This is a genomic window from Micromonospora sp. NPDC000668 (assembly GCF_042897975.1).
In the GTDB taxonomy this organism is placed as follows: Bacteria; Actinomycetota; Actinomycetes; order Mycobacteriales; family Micromonosporaceae; genus Micromonospora.
This window is the reverse complement of the sequence record NZ_JBIAYP010000001.1, coordinates 173,934-188,788: the sequence shown is the minus strand read 5'-3', so window position 1 is coordinate 188,788 and position 14,855 is coordinate 173,934. Positions and strand designations below refer to the sequence as shown.

The following is a 14,855-nucleotide window of genomic DNA, read 5'->3' as shown; positions in this document are numbered from 1 at the left end:
AAGCCAGCGTCGGCCCGTTCACCGGGCACCGGCCAGCGTCGCCTCGACGCCGTGTCGCTCCAGCGCGGTCAGCCAGGCGGTCACCTCGGCCCGAACCTCGTCGTCCCCGGCCACCTCGGCAGGGATGACCTCGCGCAGCGCGAAGACCGCGTCGACCACGCCGGCCGGGCTCTGCGTGCCGGCGTCCAGCGCGGCCCGGATCGCCCCGGCGAGGGGATCCTGCAACGGCAGCGGACGGCCGTCGTCGGCCTGGCCCAGCACGAAGCGCAACCAGGCGGCCACCACCAGCGCGCCCCAGCGGGCGGACCTTCCGGACGCACGCAGGTCGGCGATGGTGTGCAGGATCCGTTGCGGCAGCTTCTGTGAGCCGTCCATCGCCACCTGCAGGGTGCGGTGCCGGATCGCCGGGTTGCCGAACCGAGCGAGGACCTGCTCGCCGTAGTCGACCACCCGTACCCCGTCCGGCGGGGTGAAGCTTGCCGCCACGTCCTCGGCGATCAGCCGGCGCAGCACATCGGTCAGGTGCGGGATCTCCAGCGCGTCGGCGATCGTCTCCCGCCCGGCCAGCGCGCCCAGGTACGCCGCGGCCGAGTGCACGCCGTTGAGGGTGCGCAGCTTCAACCGCTCCCAGGGACCGGCGTCGTCGGTGAGCACCGCCCCGGCGTGCTCCCAGCCCGGCCGGCCGCCGGGGAAGTCGTCCTCGATCACCCACTGCGCGTACGGCTCGGCAGCCACCGCGGCCAGGTCGGTCACGCCGAGCGCCCGGCGGGCCGCCTCGATCGTCTCCGGGGTGCTGGCCGGCACGATCCGGTCCACCATGGTGCCGGGGCAGGTGACGTTGCCGGTCACCCAGTCGAGCAGCCCGGCGGGTACCCCGGCGGCCCGGCCGACGGCCTGGTCGACGAGGCCGCGTAACCGCCGGCCGTTGGCCGGCAGGTTGTCGCAGCTGACCAGCGCCACCGGCCCGGCGTCCGCCGCGGCCCGGGCGGCCAGCCCGCGCAGCAGCAGCCCCGGCACGGTGGTCGGGGGCCGGCCGCCGGCCAGGTCCGCGGCGAGCGCCGAATCGGGGCACAACTGGCCGGTCACCGGGTCGAGCTGGTACGCCTTCTCGGTGACGGTCAGCGTCACCACCCGCACCGCCGGATCGGCGAGCAGCGCCACCACGGCGGCCGGGTCGCTGGCCGCGTGCCGTACCCCGCTCAGCGCGCCCACCACCCGGGTGGCGCTACCGGCGGCGGAGAGGGTGCTGACGCTGAACAGGTTGTCCTGCGCGGCGAGCGCCTCGACGAGGGCGGTGCTGCGCGGGGCGACCGCCACGATGCCCCAGTCGCCGCCGGCCGCACCGACCGCGGCCTCGGTGTAGACGGCCTGGTGCGCCCGGTGGAACGCACCGAGCCCGAGGTGGACGATGCCGGTCTGCACGGTGCCCGGCCGGACCAGCGGTCGAGCCTCGGCGGGCAGTTGACGCAGCATGCCCAGGCCGAGTCGGGAGGCGCCGACGGTCACCGCCATGCCGGGCCGTCCGGGAAGCGGAACTCGGCGATCGACGCGGGCTTCATGGTGGCGCTGTAGCCGGGCCGCTCGGGCAGCAGGTAACGGCCGCCCCGGGTACGTACCGGGTCGACGAAGTGCTCGTGCAGGTGGTCGACGTACTCGACCATCCGCCCGTCCAGGCCGGTGCCGACCCGCAGGTAGTCGAAGATCGCCAGATGCTGGACGTACTCGCAGAGGCCGACGCCGCCGGCGTGCGGGCAGACCGGCACCCCGAACTTGGCCGCCAGCAGCAGCTCCGCGAGGACCTCGTTGACGCCGCCGACCCGGCACGCGTCGATCTGCATCACGCCGATCGCCTCGGCTTGGAGCAGTTGCTTGAAGATCACTCGGTTGGCGGCCACCTCACCGGTGGCCACCCGGCACCGCCCGTCGGTCAGCTCGGTGACCGCGCGGGCGATCCGGGCGTGCCCGAGGATGTCGTCGGCGTGCGTCGGCTCCTCGATCCAGTACGGGTCCACCTCGGCCAGCACGGTCATCGCGGTGATCGCCTCGTCGACGTCCCAGACCTGGTTGGCGTCCATCATGAGCAGCGCGTCCGGGCCGATCTCGGCCCGGATGATCCGGGCCCGGCGCAGGTCGTCGGCGAGCGGGCCGCCGACCTTCATCTTCATCGCCCGCCAGCCGTCGTCGTACGCCTGCCGGGTCAACGCCCGCACCTTGTCGTCGGGGTAGCCGAGCCATCCGACCGAGGTGGTGTACGAAGGGAAACCACTTTCCTTGAGCTCCGCGAGCCTGCCATCCCCTCCGATCAATCCCTTGTCCAGGATGGCGGCGGCCTCGTCCGGGGTGAGCGCGTCGGTGATGTGCCGAAAGTCGATGCTGGCGACCAGCTCGTCGGTGGGCAGTTCGGCGAGGAACCGCCACATCGGCTTGCCGGCCAGGGTGGCCCGCAGGTCCCAGACCGCGTTGACCAGCGCGCCGGTCGCCATGTGGATGACGCCCTTCTCGGGGCCCAACCAGCGCAGCTGCACGTCGGCGCTGAGCGATCGCCAGAACGCCACCGGCTCGGCGGCGATCTCCTCGACCGTGCGGCCCTGCACGTGATGGGCCAGTGCACGGACCGCCGCGCAGGTGATCTCGTTGCCCCGGCCGTTGGTGAAGGTGAACCCGGCGCCGGTCGGCCCGGCATCGGTGCCCAGCTCCACGTATGTCGCCGAGTAGTCGCCCCGGTTGATCGCGTCGGAGCCGTCGCCCCGGGCGGCGGTCGGGAACCGTACGTCGTGCACCTCGACGGAGGTGATGGTGACCGTCACCGCTGTTGTTCCTTCCCAAAGTTGAAGACCCGCTTCGGCAGCCGGTACGCCAGGTCGACGATGGTCTCGGCCGCCTCGTCCATCGGCAGCCGGTGCTCGGCGACCAGCCGGGCCAGGAAGCCGGCGTCCACCCGACGGGCCACGTCGTGGCGGACCGGGATGGAGCAGAACGCCCGGGTGTCGTCGACGAACCCGGTGGTGTTGTAGAAGCCCGCGCTCTCGGTGACCGTCTCCCGGAACCGGCGCAGCACCTCGGGGGAGTCCAGGAACCACCAGGGCGCGCCGAGCAGCAGAGCGGCGTAACCGCCGGCGAGCGGCGCCAGCTCGCGGGTGAAGGTGTACTCGTCGAGTGTGTAGAGCACCACCCGCAGCCGGGGGTCGTTGCCGTAACGGTCGAGCAGCGGGGCGAGCGCGTGCACGTACTCGGTGGCCTGCGGGATGTCGCCGCCGACGTCGCGGCCGTGCCGGGCGTGCAGCCAGCGGTTGTGGTTGCGCACCGCGCCGGGGTGCAACTGCATGACCAGGCCGTCGTCGAGTGACATCCGGGCGAACTCCACCAGCATGTGCGCCCGGAACGCCTCCGCGTCGGCCGGGCCTGCCTCGCCGCGCCGGCCCCGGTCGTACAGCCGCTCGGCCTCCTCCGGGGCCAGGTCCAGGGTGCGCGCGGTCGGGTGACCGTGGTCGGAGGAGGTCGCCCCGGCGGCGATGAACGCGGCCCGGCGGGCCCGCAGCGCGGCCAGGTAGCCGGTGTACGTGCCGGTGTCCTCGCCGGCCAGCTCGCCCAGTCGCTCCACGTTGGTCGACCAGCCCTCGAACTCCATGTCCACCACGTCGTCCGGGCGGAAGGTGGTGACCACCCGGCCGCCCGGCCCGCCCCAGCCGTCGGCGGCGAGCTTGGCGTGCTGACCGAGGTCGTCCAGCGGCGACTCGGTGGTGGCCAGCACCTCGATGCCGAACCGTTCGAACAGCGCCCGGGGCCGGAAGTCCGGCTCGGCGAGCCGGGCAGACAGTTCGTCGTAGAGGGTGTCGGCGGTGGCCGGGCTCAGCGGGGTGTGCACCCCGAACACGGTGCGGAACGTCTGCTCCAGCCAGAGCCGCGACGGGGTGCCCCGGAACAGGTGCCAGTGCGCGGCGAAGCGCCGCCAGATGACCCGGCCGTCGGTCTCCACCGGGCTGCCGTCGCGGGTGGGAACGCCCAGGTCCGCCGGGGGTACGCCCTGGCTGAGCAGCATCCGGGTCAGGTAGTGGTCGGGAACGATGAGCATTTGCGCCGGGTCCGGAAAGGGCTGGTCCTCGGCGAGCAGGGCCGGGTCGACGTGCCCGTGCGGCGAGATGATGGGTTGCTCGGCGGCCAGCGCGTACAGCTCCCGGGCCAGCGCGCGCTGGCCGGGCTCGGGTGGTAGGAGCAGGTCGGTGTGGTCGAACGTCGACACGGGGCTGGGCTCCTCGTCGGGTGGGTCAGCGGGGGGTGAGCAGGTCGGCGACCCGGACCGGCTGGCCGGTCTCGAAGGACCGGTTGGCGGCCAGGCCGGTGAGCAGGGCCAGGGCGCCGTCGTCGGCGGTCGCGGCCCGGTCCAGCGGGTCGGGGTGGCCACCGAAGAGCACGCCGGTCATCCGGGCGTCCGCGCCGCCGTGCCCGTGCCGGGTGCGACCCTCGACCGGGATCTGCCGGGGCGGGGCCCAGAACGGGCGCACGGTGAGCGTCGCGTTGCCGCCCTCGGCGGGTGCCTCGGTGCCGTGCAGCGCGGCGCCCTTGACCGCGCCGGCGGTGACTCGGTCGACGAAGTCGTTCTCGGTGACCTCCAGCTCCAGCCGGCCCCGGCTGCCGTTGACCATCACCCGGTAGCCCTCCCAGGGGGCGTACGCGGTGAGGTGGTAGGTCATCGTGGCGCCGGTGGAGTAGCGGGCGAGCACCGCCATGTCGTCCTCGATGCTCACTCCCGGGGCGAAGACGTTGCGGTCGCGCTGGTAGCCGTCCTCGGCCTCGCCGTCGAGGTACAACTCGCGCAGCCGGGGGTGCGCGTCGAGTCGCAGCGCGAACGGGTCGTCGACGGCGGCGGGGGAGCCGTGCGCCCGTTCGTAGTCGCGGGCGTAGCCGTGCCGGCGGCCGGTGTCGCCGTAGAAGAACAGCCGTCCGGCCGCGTACACCTCGATCGGGGTGGCGGCCAGCCACCAGTTGACCAGGTCGAAGTGGTGGCTGGCCTTGTGCACCATCAGCCCGCCGGAGGTGGCCTTGTCCCGGTGCCAGCGGCGGAAGTAGTCGGCGCCGTGCCGCACGTCGAGCAGCCACTCGAAGTGCACCGAGCCGATCTCGCCGACCGCGCCGTCGGCGAGCAGCCGGCGGACCTGCTCGTGCAGGGGGTTGTAGCGGTAGTTGAAGGCGACCGTCACCCGGCCGCCGGTCTCCGTCACGGCATCCAGGATCCGCCGGCAGCGCGGCGCGTCCACGGTCATCGGCTTCTCGGTGACGACCTCCCGGCCGGCGCGCAGCGCGGCCACCACGTACTCGTCGTGGGTGACGTCGACGCTGGTCACCAGGACGACGTCGACGCGCTCCTTGTCCAGCATCGCCAGGAAGTCGCCGGCCGGGTAGGTGGCCACCGGCCGGTGCCCCAGCTCGGTCAGCCAGCGGTTGTGCGCGTCCATCCTGGCCTGGTTGACGTCGGCGAAGGCGACCAGCTCGGTGGAGTCGGCGTGGTCGAGCACCAGTGCCCGGACGAACATCTCCGCCCGCGCGCCGGCGCCCACGACGGCGTACCGGACCCGGCCGTCGGCACTCGGTGACATTCGGTCGCCTCCCCGGATGATCCTGCAAAGGTTTGCAGTGAAGTAATCATGCTCGATCCGATCGCGTCAACGAGGGCGGCACAATCGGCGGTAAATGTCAGTGTTTGCGGGGCTGCGAGTCGCCAGTGGGAGCGCTGACGCAACAGAACCGTAATCGTCCACCGTTGACACTGGCGCAACCGTTTGCATTAATTGGCCCCACCCACGTGACCGCCGCCACATCGGACGAAGGGGCCGCCGTGCCAGTCACCATCCGGGACGTCGCCCGTGCCTCCGGGGTGCACATCTCGACCGTGTCCCGCACCTTCTCCGCTCCGCACCTGGTCAACCCGGAGACCCGGGTCCGGGTGCTGGCCTGCGCGGAGGACCTGGGCTACCGGCCGAACCGGGCCGCCCGCGCCCTGATCACCGGGCGGACGCACAACATCGGGCTGATCATCGCGGACATCGCGAACCCGTTCTTCCCGCCGCTGATCAAGGCGGCGGAGAGCCAGGCCCGGCACCGCGACTACCACGTCTTCGTGGCCGACACCAACGAGGACCCGACCACCGAGGAGGAGTTGGTCCACGCGCTGGCCAAGCAGGTGGACGGGGTGCTGCTGTGCAGCCCGCGGATGAGCAACAGCCTGATCGAGCAGCTCAGCCGCGAGGTCCCCCTGGTGGTGGTGAACCGCCAGGTGACCGGCCTGCCCTGCGTGCTGATGGACGTCGGGCAGGGCGCCCGGGCGGCGATCGAGCACCTGATCGGCCTGGGCCACACCCGCATCGCGCTCCTCGGCGGGCCACGCAGCTCGTGGACCAACCGGGAGATGCGCCGGGCCGCCGCCACGGCCGCCCGGGCCGGCGGCGCGGAGTTGACCCTGCTCGGCCCGAACGCGCCCACCGAGACCGGTGGGTCCGCCGTCGCCGAGCAGGTGCGCCGCAGCGGGGTGTCGGCCGTGCTCGCCTACAACGACCTGATGGCGATCGGCCTCATCGAGGGGCTGGACGCGCTCGGGGTCCGGGTGCCGCAGGAGGTGAGTGTCGTCGGGGTCGACGACATCGCCCTGAGCCGGCTCACCCGCCCCAAACTGACGACGGTGGCCACACCCACCGCGGCCGCCGGCCGGACGGCCGTCGACATGCTGCTGCAACAGGACACCGAGTCACCGCGCGGCGCGCGAGGGCTCGGTGCCGGCACGGCGCTCGGCGTCCGTCGTACCACCGCACAGGTAATGCTCCAGACCGACCTGGTCATCCGCGACTCGACCGGCCCGGGCCCGCAGGCCCGACCGGTACGTCCCCTGGCCGCGCCGCAGAGCCCGGACCCGCATTGCCCTGCGGGCCCGGGCACCCCGACCGCGGCCACCGGTGACGCCGTCGCCTCCTAATGCCGAGGAGTGAGCGCACATGCACCCCGCAACGCCCCCCACCGCCAGCGCGTCCGTCGGGCGCACCCACCGTACCCCGCTGCCCCGGCGGCGGCTGCTGCGCGGCCTGCTCGCCGCGACGGTCGCCGCACCGCTGCTGTTCGGCGCCGCCGCCTGCGGCGGAGACGACGAATCGGCCGATCCCAACGCCCCGGTCAAGCTGTCCATCTTCTGGTGGGGCGGCGACGCCCGGGCCAAGCTGACCGAGGACGCCCTGGCCCTCTACACCAAGAAGCACCCGAACGTGACCTTCGAGAAGACCTGGCAGGCCAACCAGGGCTACTTCGACAAGCTGGCCACGCTCACCGCCGGCGGCAACCCGCCGGACCTGTTCCAGATCGACGACAACTACCTGGCCGAGTACGCGGCCCGCAACACCACGCTCGACCTGACCTCCTACCAGGAGTCCGGCAAGCTGGACACCTCCAAGTTCCCCGAGAGCCTCTGGCAGTACGGCGTGGTCGACGGCAAGCTCGCCGGTCTGGCCGCCGGGGAGAACACCCAGGGTCTGGTCTACAACAAGACGCTGCTGACCAAGAACGGCCTGCCCGAGCCCACCACCGGGATGAGCTGGGAGGCGCACATCGCCTGGGCCGAGGAGGTGTCGAAGAAGACCGGGGTGCCCGGCACGCAGGACCCGAGCGCCGACTACAAGGCGTTCTGGGTGTGGCTGCGCCAGCAGGGCAAGGACCTCTACAAGGGCAAGGAGCTGGGCTTCACCGCCGAGGACGTGACCGGGTGGTTCGACCTGTGGAAGGGCGCCCGCGACCGTAAGGCCACCCCGACCGCCGACGTCATCCACGAGGGCAACTCCAGTGACGTCACCAAGCAGTTGGTGGTCACCGGCAAGTCGGCGACCTCCTGGGTCTGGGCCAACCAGATGCCCGACCTGAAGAAGAACACCAAGGACGAGCTGGGCGTGATCGCCTACCCCGGTGACCCGAGCGCGCAGTGGGCCCGGGCCTCGATGTACTGGTCGGTGTTCAAGGGCAGCAAGAACAAGGACGTCGCGGTCGACGTGATCAACTTCCTGAACAACGACCAGGAGGCGGTCAAGCTGCTCGGCACCGACCGCGGTCTGCCGTCCAATCTGGACCTGCGTCGTGTGGTCAGCGACGACACCACCGACCCGGCGATGAAGCAGTCCATCGCCGTCGAGGCGGAGCTGACCCAGAAGTTCGGCAAGTCCCCGCAGGTGCCGATCAAGGGGCACAGCAAGGTCAAGTCCGAGCTGATCAAGGCCGCCGAGAACGCGCAGTACGGCCGAGCCACCCCCGCCGCGGCAGCCGCCCAGTTCATCGAGGCGTGCAAGTCCGCCATCGCCTGACCGCCCCACCAGGCGAGGAGAGGAGCTGTTCGTGGCGTTGACCACGGCACCCGACCCGACCCGACCTGGCCCCGGATCCGTCCGGGCCCACGCCGAGAGGCGCGGGCCCGGACGGATCCGGCACAGCGAAGGTCTGGCGGGGTACGTCTTCCTGTCGCCGTGGCTCATCGGCCTGATGGGTGTCACGGCGGTCCCCATGCTGTTGTCGCTCTACCTGAGCTTCACCAACTACGACATCCTCACCCCATTCTCCGAGGTGGAGTGGGTGGGGTTGGCCAACTACGAACGGATGTTCACCGCCGACCCGTCGTACTGGCACGCGGTGCGGGTGACCCTGACCTTCGCGCTGGTCGCCGTGCCGCTGAAGCTCGCCGCGGCGCTCGGCGTGGCGCTGCTGCTCAACCGTGCCTGGCGCGGGGTCGGGTTGTTCCGCGGGCTGTTCTACCTGCCGTCGCTGCTCGGCGGCAGCGTCGCGCTGGCCATCGTCTGGGTCAACATGTTCAACCGCGACGGCGCGTTCAACTCGCTGCTGAGCCTCTTCGGCATCCAGGGCAAGCCGTGGGTCAACGACCCCGACTGGGCCCTGGAGACGCTGATGGTGCTGGCCATCTGGCAGTTCGGCGCGCCGATGGTGATCTTCCTGGCCGGCCTGAAGCAGGTGCCCACCGAGCTGTACGAGGCCGCGTCGGTCGACGGTGCCGGGCGCTTCCGCCAGTTCCGCAACGTCACCCTGCCGATGCTCTCCCCGGTGATCTTCTTCAACCTGGTGCTGGAGACGATCAACGGCTTCCAGGGGTTCACCGCCGCGTTCGTGCTGAGCAACGGCACCGGCGGCCCGGTCGACTCCACCCTGATGTACACGCTGAACCTCTACATCACCGGCTTCACCGACCTCGAGATGGGCTACGCGTCGGCCATGGCCTGGGTGTTCCTGCTCGCCATCGCGGTGATCACCGCGATCTTCTTCAGCACCGGGCGGTTCTGGGTGCACTACTCCGACGGGGAGGACCGGTGATGGTGGCGGTGACCCCGACGGCCGGCGTACCGACCGGGCCGGCGCCGGCAGCGCGTCGGCGCACCGGCGGACGATCGGCACTGCGACTGCTGATCCTGGTGGCGATCGTCGCCGTGGTGCTCTACCCGCTGATCTGGATGCTGGGCACCTCGGTGAAGTCCCAGGAGGAAATCGTCAACAACGTCGGGCTGCTGCCCGAGCGGTTCACCCCGGGCAACTACACCGCCGGGTGGTCCAACTTCGACGTCAGCTTCGGCCGGTTCTTCCTCAACAGCGCGATGGTCAGCCTCCTCACCGTCGTCGGCAACGGGCTCTCCTGCCTGCTGGCCGCGTACGCCTTCGCCCGGCTGCGGTTCCGCCTGCGGGGCATGTGGTTCGCCGTCATGATCGGCACGCTGCTGCTGCCCCAACACGTGCTGATCGTGCCGCAGTACATCCTGTTCCGGACGCTCGGGCTGGTCGGCGGCGAGTGGCCCTACCTGCCGCTGCTCATCCCGCAGTTCCTGGCCACCGAGGCGTTCTTCGTCTTCCTCATGGTGCAGTTCATGCGGGGCGTCCCACGCGAGCTGGACGAGGCGGCCCGGATCGACGGCGCCGGCCCGTTCGGCATCTTCCGGCACATCATCCTGCCGCTGAGCCGTCCCGCGCTGGTCACCACGGCGATCTTCTCGTTCATCTGGACCTGGAACGACTTCTTCCGGCAGTTGGTCTTCCTCTCCCAACTGGAGGACTACACCGTGCCGGTCGCGCTCACCCTGTTCATCGACTCGACCAGCCAGAGCGCGGTCGGGCCGATGTTCGCCATGTCGGTGCTGTCGCTTCTGCCGGTCTTCCTGTTCTTCGTCGCGTTCCAGCGGATGCTCGTCGAGGGGATCAACACCAGTGGCATCAAGGGCTGAGCCGGAGGACACCGGCGTTCGGCGGGACTGGCGCGACGTCGCCCGGGACGCGGCCGACCTGGCGCTGCTCGGCATCCTGCTGGTGCTGGCAGCGGCACCGCTGGTCACCGCCGCCGCGGCGGTCGGCACCGCCAGCGCGGCGGTGCACGACTGGACCCGTACCGGCAGTTGGCCGCCGGCGCGGGCCACCCTGGGCCGGTTCGGTCGCTCGGTGCTGCCCGGCGTGCCGGTCAGCCTGCTGGCGGTCGCCGTGGCCGGGCTGCTCGCCGCCGACCTGGCCGCCCTGGCCACCGGCCGGGTGCCGGGCGGCCCGCCCGCGCTGCTGCTGACCGCGCTGGTCACGGCCGGCCTGGCCGGGTGGGCCGGGCTGGTCGTCGTCGAGGTGGGCGGGAACGGGGGCGGGCGGTGGTGGGCGGCGGCCCGGTCCGCCGCCCGCGCCTGCCTCGACCAGCCCGCCCGCTGGGCCGCCCTCAGCGGGGTGACCGCGCTGGCCGGGCTGCTCGGCGTCCTGGTCACGCCGGTGGCGGTGCCGATCCTCGCCGGCTACACGGTGGCAGCCCTGTACGCCGTCGCCGGTCGCCGGTCGCTCCCCGCCCACCCGGAGCTGCCATGACCACCGAGCGCCCGTCCGGCCACAGCGCCACCGACCCGGCCACCACGACCGAGGAACCGGCACGGCTGCTGGTCGACGGGACGGAGGTGGCCCGGTACGTGCTCGACCCGGAGCTGGACGTGCGGCACGGTCCCCGGCCGTACCTGCACCCGGTACGCACCCTGCGCGGCACGGTCGTCACCGACGCCCTGCCCGCCGACCACGTGTGGCACCTCGGCGCCTCCCTCGCCGTGCAGGACGTGAACGGCACCAACCTCTGGGGTGGACGCACCTACGTCCGCGACGTCGGCTACACCTGGCGCGACGACCACGGGGTCATCGCGCACGCCGGTCACGTCGAGCGGGCCCCGGACCGGTACGCGCACGACCTCCAGTGGCGTGACCGTGCCGGCCGGACGCTGCTGACCGAGCGGCGTCGGCTCGCCGCGTCGGCGCTGGCGCCGGACGCCTGGCGGCTCGACCTGGACTCCGCCCTCACCGCCCCGGGCGACCGGGAGGTGCGCCTGGGCAGCCCGGCCACCAACGGTCGCCCCGGTGGGGCCGGCTATGGCGGGTTCTTCTGGCGGGCCGCCGCCGACGGCGAACCGGCGGTGTTCACCGCCGACGCCGAAGGGGAGGAGGCGGTCAACGGCAGTGCGGCGCCGTGGCTCGCGCTGACCGGCGTCGGGCCGGGCGGCGGGGCGTACACCCTGGTCTTCGCCGGTCTCGGGCGCGGCGACCGGTGGTTCGTGCGGACCGCGATGTACCCGGGGGTCTGCGTGGCGTTCGCGTTCGACCGGCCGGCCGTGGTCGCGGCCGGCGAGACCCGGCACGGCCGGTACCGGGTGTGGGTGGCCGACGGGACGCTCGACCGGAACCGGGCTGCGACCCTGGTCGGGGCGGTGCCCTGAGGCCGATGTGCACGCCCGGGGCGCCGACGCCGACCGACCGTGGGCGTGGTCAGCGGGAGCGATCGGTCAGCTCGCGGACCGCCGCCTGATACGCGGCCTGGGTGTGGTACGGCCAGTGCCGCTCGACCGGGGGCGGCACGGTATCCGCCGGGTCGATGGTCAGGCTGCGGGGATCGCGGAGCCGGATGTCGACGTCGTCCGCTGCCGGGTCGGCGCAGGACGGCGGTGTGTCCGAGGCCCCGGGGAAGATCGGCCCGCCGATCGGATCGGTGTCCCGCCACAGGTTCCGCCACCGCCACCCGATCCGCTCGCCCAGGTCGCAGAGCGTCTGCGGCCCCAGGTACGCCGGATAGAGCCGGGCGTAGGTGCGGTGCAGCGGCGAGCCGTAGGTCAGCAGCGAGACCCGGGACAGCACGGACGGCGGTAGTTGCAGGATGGTGGCGGCGGCGAGGACCGAGCCGTGACTGTGCCCGGAGAGGATCACCGGCCCGTGTGCGGCGAGCCCGGTGACCCGTTTCGCCAACTCCGGAACGGTGCGGGCGGCGTAGCTGGGCGGCGCGAACGGGTGGACCGTGCGGGGCCAGAAGGTGCCGAGGTCCCACAGCACCGCCACCACCCGGCGGGTCTGGGAAGACCGGTAGGCGCGGAAACCGAGGACCATGAGGCAGATCACCAGCAGGCTGATCACCCACACACCCGCGTCGGTGACGTAGGCGGCGACCACCGCCAGCGCGCCACCGTGTCCGCCAAGCCGGGCCGCGAGCTGGGTGGGACCGATCCCGATCAGGTCCAGGGCGACGGTGACCAGCCCGAGCGACGCGATCACCAGGAACGCGATGAGCACCGGTCCCAGCTCCTCGGTGAACCGGGACCGGGCGATGGTCTCCCGGACCAGGCGTAGCCGCTTCTGCTCCTGCGCCGGCACGTTCGGGTAGTCCCGCTCCACGACGCGTGCCGCCAGCCGACGTCGCCGCTGCCGGCTCAGCAGGAGCGTGGCCGAGGCAGCCGCCGCGCCCACCAGCAGCGCGGTGAGCCCGGCGAGTGCGGCCCACCAGTAGGCGACCGGCGGCTCCAGCGGGCCGAGGCTCGACGCGTTGGGCCGGATCGGATCGGGAATGTCGCCGTGGTCGAGGGCGTCGGCGGTCCGGTAGACCAGGGTGGCGGTGAAGGCGGCACCGACGCTCACCGCCGACGCCGCCATGATCGGGGTGCCGAGCCCGCGCAGGAAGTGGCGGGCGTGGGCGCCGGCAGTGCGCTGGCGGGCGTACGTCACGACGGTGAGCACGACGAGCAGGACGCCCTGGGCCGCGACCACGCCAGCTGCCGCGCCCTCGTACCCGGGCAGCTTGCCGGACCCGGACGGTGCCGCGCCCGCGAGGGCGGCGGAGCCGAGGCACAGCACACTCACCCCCGCGGTGGCCGTCCACAGCGATCGCAGTAACCGCCGGGTCCACGCGGTGGTGGCGGGCACGGGCAGGCAGAGCAGGACCACGCAGAACACGAGCAGCCCGACGGCCGCCACGAACTGCACGATGTGCCCGGATACGCCGACGCCGCCGGGCGAGATGCCCGCCAGCAGGCTGACGTTCAGTGTGCCGACGCCGAGCGCCACGTGGACCTGGCGCAGCCAACCGATCGTCCGCTCGTCGTACCAGAAACCGGCGTCTTCGAGGCCCTCGGTCTGACCGGGGGCGGGCGGCTGCGCGGACGACGGGCCGAAGCCCTCGAACGCCCGCGCGGACCGGACGCCGATCGCCCAGACGACCCGCAGCGCGAGCAGTGGGACGAGCGCGAGCAGAGCCAGCCGGGGGCCGGACGGCAGCGTGTAGAGCCAGGCCAGGTAGGGGCGGCTGGCCCGGCACCCGGGGTAGGGCACGCACTGCCAGCCGATCAGATCCAGCGTGACGCCCACGATCGCCAGCACGAAGGTGGCGGTGAGGGTGCCGGCGAGCAGCCGGCAGAGCACGCCGAGCAACCCCCACCGGTCCTGCCCCGGCGGCCGCAGCCAGATGGCCAGGTTGCCCAGCATGAAGGGCAGCAGCAACAGCATCGAGGCCGACCGGACCGCGGCGCCGGCGGTCAGGGATCCCCAGTGGTACGCCTCAACGGTGACTCCGGGGGTGGCCCCACCGGCTACGCCGCTCCCCGGACGGGGTCGGAAGAAGCCCGCGTGGGTGTCCCCGGCGACCCGGACCACGATCGGGTGATCGAGGATCCGTTCCGCGGTCACCCCGGAGACGCCGTGCACGCGCAGCTCCACTGCGTCGCACGCCGGCGTCCCGTCCACGCCGCCAGGATCACAGACGATCCACCGGGGCGGTGCCGATCGCCGAAACGTCAACGGGTGGGCAGCGTGGCGGTCACCCGGACGGCCTTGACGATCGCCGGGATCGAACCGATCAGCAGCACCAGCCCCCAGATGATGGCGATCACCGCGAAGACCAGCGCCGCCACGTCGTCGACGATGCTGACCAGGATCACCGGCACCAGGTTGTGCAGGAACTCCAGCACGACCGTGCACAGCAGGGTGGTGAGGATCAGCAGCACGAGGCCCTTGTTCTGCAGGAAACGCGGTTGGGCCAGCACCAGCAACCCGGCCCAGACCAGCTTGAGCAGCAGCACCAGCCCGAGCAGCACCGCCGCCTCGCCGACTGGGAAGAACCCCCACAGGGCCAGATAGGCCAGCGTGCCGAACGGAACGGCCAGGAACAACGACACCATGATCATCAGTTCCACGAACGCCACGATCAGCGCGATCAGCCCGACGATGATCAGGATGACCGAGAAGATCAGGCTGGCGACGCCCTGCACCCGGCCCTGGATCCGTTCGGGCAGCAGCAGGCCCAGGCAGAACAGCCCGGTGCTCCAGACCGCCACCGCGTCGATCAACGCCAGGTAGCCGGTGCCCCGGCCGGACGGCTCGCTGACCCCGGACACGTCGTCGAGCTCCACGTCGAGGTCGCCGGCACTGTCGACCAGTGCCGTGCCGGCGTCAGCGCCGCCGAGCAGCAGCCCGGCGCCCAACTCCACCCCGATCGCCAGGACGACGGCGAGCATCGCCAGCAGCAGGAACGGCTTGCGCAGGTCGCCCACGGCGGCACCGCCTTC

Annotated in this window: 12 protein-coding genes; 6 read left to right on the top strand and 6 right to left on the bottom strand. The window is 72.3% G+C overall.

Features of this window, described 5'->3' with window-relative positions; translation table 11 throughout:
• Positions 1-18 precede the first annotated feature (18 nt).
• From ACFY29_RS00870 to ACFY29_RS00855, 4 genes are read right to left on the bottom strand one after another with little or no spacing between them, the layout of a single operon-like run.
• Positions 19-1,512, bottom strand: a complete 1,494-nt coding sequence (locus ACFY29_RS00870) for a mannitol dehydrogenase family protein (RefSeq protein ID WP_386982194.1) — start codon at positions 1,510-1,512, stop codon at positions 19-21.
• Entirely contained in the window at positions 1,503-2,807 is a 1,305-nt protein-coding gene (locus ACFY29_RS00865; protein WP_386982191.1) for an enolase C-terminal domain-like protein, read from the bottom strand. The genes ACFY29_RS00870 and ACFY29_RS00865 overlap by 10 nt, the downstream gene beginning before the upstream one ends.
• Complete coding sequence (uxaC, locus tag ACFY29_RS00860) at positions 2,804-4,240, bottom strand: glucuronate isomerase (protein ID WP_386982188.1); 1,437 nt, start codon at positions 4,238-4,240, stop codon at positions 2,804-2,806. Before uxaC ends, ACFY29_RS00865 begins: the two co-directional genes overlap by 4 nt.
• Positions 4,241-4,265: 25 nt before the next feature.
• Positions 4,266-5,594: a Gfo/Idh/MocA family protein gene (locus ACFY29_RS00855; protein WP_386982185.1), complete on the bottom strand. Its 1,329-nt coding sequence runs from the start codon at positions 5,592-5,594 to the stop codon at positions 4,266-4,268.
• Between the two features lie 239 nt (positions 5,595-5,833).
• Between ACFY29_RS00855 and ACFY29_RS00850 the strand changes: the two genes are divergently transcribed.
• From ACFY29_RS00850 to ACFY29_RS00825, 6 genes are read left to right on the top strand one after another with little or no spacing between them, the layout of a single operon-like run.
• Positions 5,834-6,964, top strand: a complete 1,131-nt coding sequence (locus ACFY29_RS00850) for a LacI family DNA-binding transcriptional regulator (RefSeq protein WP_355608756.1) — start codon at positions 5,834-5,836, stop codon at positions 6,962-6,964.
• Between the two features lie 19 nt (positions 6,965-6,983).
• Positions 6,984-8,330: an ABC transporter substrate-binding protein gene (locus tag ACFY29_RS00845; RefSeq protein ID WP_386982181.1), complete on the top strand. Its 1,347-nt coding sequence runs from the start codon at positions 6,984-6,986 to the stop codon at positions 8,328-8,330.
• Positions 8,331-8,361: 31 nt separating this feature from the next.
• Positions 8,362-9,345: a carbohydrate ABC transporter permease gene (locus tag ACFY29_RS00840; RefSeq protein ID WP_386982178.1), complete on the top strand. Its 984-nt coding sequence runs from the start codon at positions 8,362-8,364 to the stop codon at positions 9,343-9,345.
• The gene (locus ACFY29_RS00835; protein ID WP_355608765.1) at positions 9,345-10,244 is read left to right on the top strand and encodes a carbohydrate ABC transporter permease; all 900 of its coding nucleotides are present in this window, start codon (positions 9,345-9,347) and stop codon (positions 10,242-10,244) included. The genes ACFY29_RS00840 and ACFY29_RS00835 overlap by 1 nt, the downstream gene beginning before the upstream one ends.
• Entirely contained in the window at positions 10,228-10,857 is a 630-nt protein-coding gene (locus tag ACFY29_RS00830) for a hypothetical protein (RefSeq protein ID WP_386982174.1), read from the top strand. The genes ACFY29_RS00835 and ACFY29_RS00830 overlap by 17 nt, the downstream gene beginning before the upstream one ends.
• The gene (locus ACFY29_RS00825) at positions 10,854-11,747 is read left to right on the top strand and encodes a PmoA family protein (RefSeq protein WP_386982171.1); all 894 of its coding nucleotides are present in this window, start codon (positions 10,854-10,856) and stop codon (positions 11,745-11,747) included. The genes ACFY29_RS00830 and ACFY29_RS00825 overlap by 4 nt, the downstream gene beginning before the upstream one ends.
• Before the next feature lie 49 nt (positions 11,748-11,796).
• Here ACFY29_RS00825 and ACFY29_RS00820 read toward each other — a convergent pair whose 3' ends face one another.
• A complete protein-coding gene (locus ACFY29_RS00820) occupies positions 11,797-14,034 on the bottom strand; it encodes a hypothetical protein (RefSeq protein WP_386982168.1) in 2,238 nt (745 codons plus the stop codon).
• 50 nt (positions 14,035-14,084) lie between these two features.
• Positions 14,085-14,840: a hypothetical protein gene (locus ACFY29_RS00815; RefSeq protein WP_355608772.1), complete on the bottom strand. Its 756-nt coding sequence runs from the start codon at positions 14,838-14,840 to the stop codon at positions 14,085-14,087.
• Positions 14,841-14,855: the final 15 nt, after the last annotated feature.

What these genes read in the sequence shown, in the direction of transcription:
- ACFY29_RS00825 (WP_386982171.1), top strand. Translation starts at nt 10,854, where the DNA reads ATGACCACCGAGCGCCCGTCCGGCCACAGCGCCACCGACCCGGCCACC.
- ACFY29_RS00845 (WP_386982181.1), top strand. Translation starts at nt 6,984, where the DNA reads ATGCACCCCGCAACGCCCCCCACCGCCAGCGCGTCCGTCGGGCGCACC.
- ACFY29_RS00835 (WP_355608765.1), top strand. Translation starts at nt 9,345, where the DNA reads ATGGTGGCGGTGACCCCGACGGCCGGCGTACCGACCGGGCCGGCGCCG.
- ACFY29_RS00855 (WP_386982185.1), bottom strand. Translation starts at nt 5,594, where the DNA reads ATGTCACCGAGTGCCGACGGCCGGGTCCGGTACGCCGTCGTGGGCGCC.
- ACFY29_RS00870 (WP_386982194.1), bottom strand. Translation starts at nt 1,512, where the DNA reads ATGGCGGTGACCGTCGGCGCCTCCCGACTCGGCCTGGGCATGCTGCGT.